4 protein-coding genes are annotated in these 2,504 nt (G+C 77.8%); all 4 read left to right on the forward strand.

The window, feature by feature from the left end:
* On the forward strand, nt 1-196 hold a 196-nt coding region (locus PYV61_RS24085; protein WP_275836418.1), incomplete at its 5' end, for a hypothetical protein.
* Between the two features lie 38 nt (nt 197-234).
* Nucleotides 235-840, forward strand: coding sequence for a GTPase domain-containing protein (locus PYV61_RS24090; protein WP_275836419.1), 606 nt, complete (start codon nt 235-237; stop codon nt 838-840).
* A gap of 5 nt (nt 841-845) precedes the next feature.
* Nucleotides 846-1,406 carry a hypothetical protein gene (locus tag PYV61_RS24095; RefSeq protein ID WP_275836420.1) on the forward strand — a complete coding sequence of 187 codons (561 nt, stop codon included), beginning with the start codon at nt 846-848 and terminating at the stop codon, nt 1,404-1,406.
* A 6-nt stretch (nt 1,407-1,412) separates the two neighbouring features.
* The coding region (locus PYV61_RS24100) for a DUF4388 domain-containing protein (protein WP_275836421.1) at nt 1,413-2,504 on the forward strand (1,092 nt) is incomplete at its 3' end.

The raw sequence follows: 2,504 nt of genomic DNA on the forward strand, positions 1-2,504 counted from the left end.
GGCGCTGCTCGCCGAGGTCGACGGCGCGCGCGACGTGGTCGCGCTGGCGGCCGCGCTCGGGCGCGACCCGCTGGAGCTCGCGCGCGAGCTGGCGGCGCTGGTGCGCGAGGGGGTCGTCTCCTGCGCGGCCACCGCCGTCACGCCCCCGGCCGCAGCCGGCGCCGCCGTTCCGTCGTCCGCGCTCGATCGTCCGTGACCTGACGCCACGCCTGCCGCGACGCCACCCGGGATCCCGTGCCGCTCGTCAACTACGTCACCCGCGAGATCACCTGCAAGATCGTCTACTACGGGCCGGGACGGTCCGGGAAGACGAGCAACCTGCGGCACGTCCACGACCGGCTCCCCGCGGGGCGCGCCGGCCAGATGGTGTCGCTGGCGACCGAGGGTGACCGCACGCTGTTCTTCGACTTCCTCCCCGTCGACCTGGGCGTCGTCGCCAACTTCGCGACGCGCTTCCAGCTGTACACGGTGCCGGGGCAGTCGTACTACGCGGCCACGCGCCGCCTCGTGCTGCAGGGCGCCGACGGCGTGGTGTTCGTCGCCGACAGCCGCCGCCGGCAGCTCGAGGAGAACCTGGCGAGCTTCCAGGACCTGCACGAGCAGCTGGCGACGCACGGCGTCGACCCGCGCACCATGCCGATGGTGCTGCAGTGGAACAAGCAGGACCTGCCCCCCGAGCTGCTGATGACGCCCGAGGAGCTGTCGGAGCAGTTCAACTTCCGCGGCGCCCCCGAGTTCGCGGCCGACGCGCTGGGCGGCGTCAACGTGTTCGAGACGATGCGCGCGGCCTGCGCGCTCGTGCTGAAGCGCATCGCGAGCGGCGCCGCCCCCGCGGCCTGAGCCCGATGCGCGTGGCCGCCGACGAGCCGACCGCGCCCGCCGCCGCGTCCGGCCCCCCGCCGGCTCCCGCGCCCGCGACCCCGCCGGCCGCGCCCCCGGCCGCGCCCCCGGCCGCGTTCACCGCGTTCACCTCGCCCGCGCTGGAAGGCGACGCGCTGTTCGACGACCTGATGGCCGACGGCGCGAGCGCCGCCGCGTCGAGCGTGCCGCCCTGCTCCGTGCGCCTCGGCGAGGCGGCGGCGCGCTGGCAGGCGGAGGGCGTCGCCACCGGCGTGATCGAGCGCGCGCTGCGGCTCGAGAAGGAGCCGGACGTCGACGGCCTGCTCGCCGCGTTCGCGCAGGTGGTGGCGCCGCTGCGCGCGCTGGCGCGCGAGGTCGCCGCGCTCGACCCCGCACTCGGCGCGCACGAGGCGTTCCGCGACCCCGCGCGCATGGCCGAGGCGCAGGCGCTGGTGGACCGAGCTGCACGCCCCCGCGGCGGCGCCCGCCCGCCGCTGCGCGTCGACCCGGAGGTGTGGGTCGCGTGCTGGCCCGACGTGGCCGGCCTCCTCCCCGACGCGGCGTAGCGCGCGATGGCGATCCGCGGCTCCCTCTCCGAGGCCGGCCTCTCCGACGTGCTGCAGCTGCTGGCGCTCGGGCAGAAGACCGGGTGCCTCAGCGTCGCGCGCCCGGGCGACTTCGGCTCGATCTTCTTCGAGCGCGGGCGCGTCGTCTCGGCGTCGCTCGTCAACCGGCGCGACCGCCTCGGCCAGTCGCTGGTGCGCGTGGGCGCGGTCGACGAGGCCGACGTGCGGGCCGCGCTCGCCGAGCAGGCGGGGGAGCCGGGGACGCGCCTCGGCGAGGTGCTGCTGCGGCGCGGCGCCATCGACCAGGCGACGCTCGACCGCCACGTGCGCGAGCACGTCGAGGACGCGGTCTACACGCTGCTCGCGTGGACCGAGGGGACGTTCTCGTTCGAGGCGGACGTGCGCGCCGACCCGCGCGACCGGCTGCTCGCGCTCGACCCCGGCGCGTTGCTGCTCGAGGGCGCGCGCCGCGCCGACGAGCTGACGCTCATCGCCACCGAGGTGCAGGGGAGCGACGCCGTGTTCGCCGGCGTGGCCGCGCCCGTGGACCCGGCGACGCTGACCCCCGAGCAGCAGCGCGTCCTCCCGCTGCTCGACGGGCGGCGCGACATCGCGCGGCTGGCCGACGACGCGGGGCTCGGCGAGTTCGAGGTCGCGCGCGCGCTGTTCGACCTGCTGCGGCGCGGGCTCGCGCGCCGGATCGGCCGCAGCGTCCCCGCCGAGGCGTCCAACGCGCCCGCCCGCCTCGACGAGCACCGCAACCTCGGGCGCGCCTTCGCGCGCGCGGGGATGCTCGACATCGCCGCCCGCGAGTTCCGGCGCGTGCTCGAGCTGCACCCCTCCGACGTCGACGCGCGGCTCCAGCTCGGCCTCCTCGCGCTGCGCGAGCGCCGGTGGTCGGAGGCCGCCGCGGTGCTCGGCGAGGCCAGCGCGCTCCCCGCGGCGTCGGCGGCCGTGTTCCACGCCCTCGGGCTGGCGCGGCACCGCATCGGCGCGCTCGCCGAGGCGGAGGAGGCGTTCGAGGAGGCCGCGCGCCGCGAGGGCGCGCGCGACCCGAGGCTGGCCACCGCCCGCGCCGCGCTGGCCGTGACGCGGGGC

The sequence above is a fragment of the Roseisolibacter sp. H3M3-2 genome (assembly GCF_029211165.1).
Taxonomy (GTDB): Bacteria; Gemmatimonadota; Gemmatimonadetes; order Gemmatimonadales; family Gemmatimonadaceae; genus Roseisolibacter.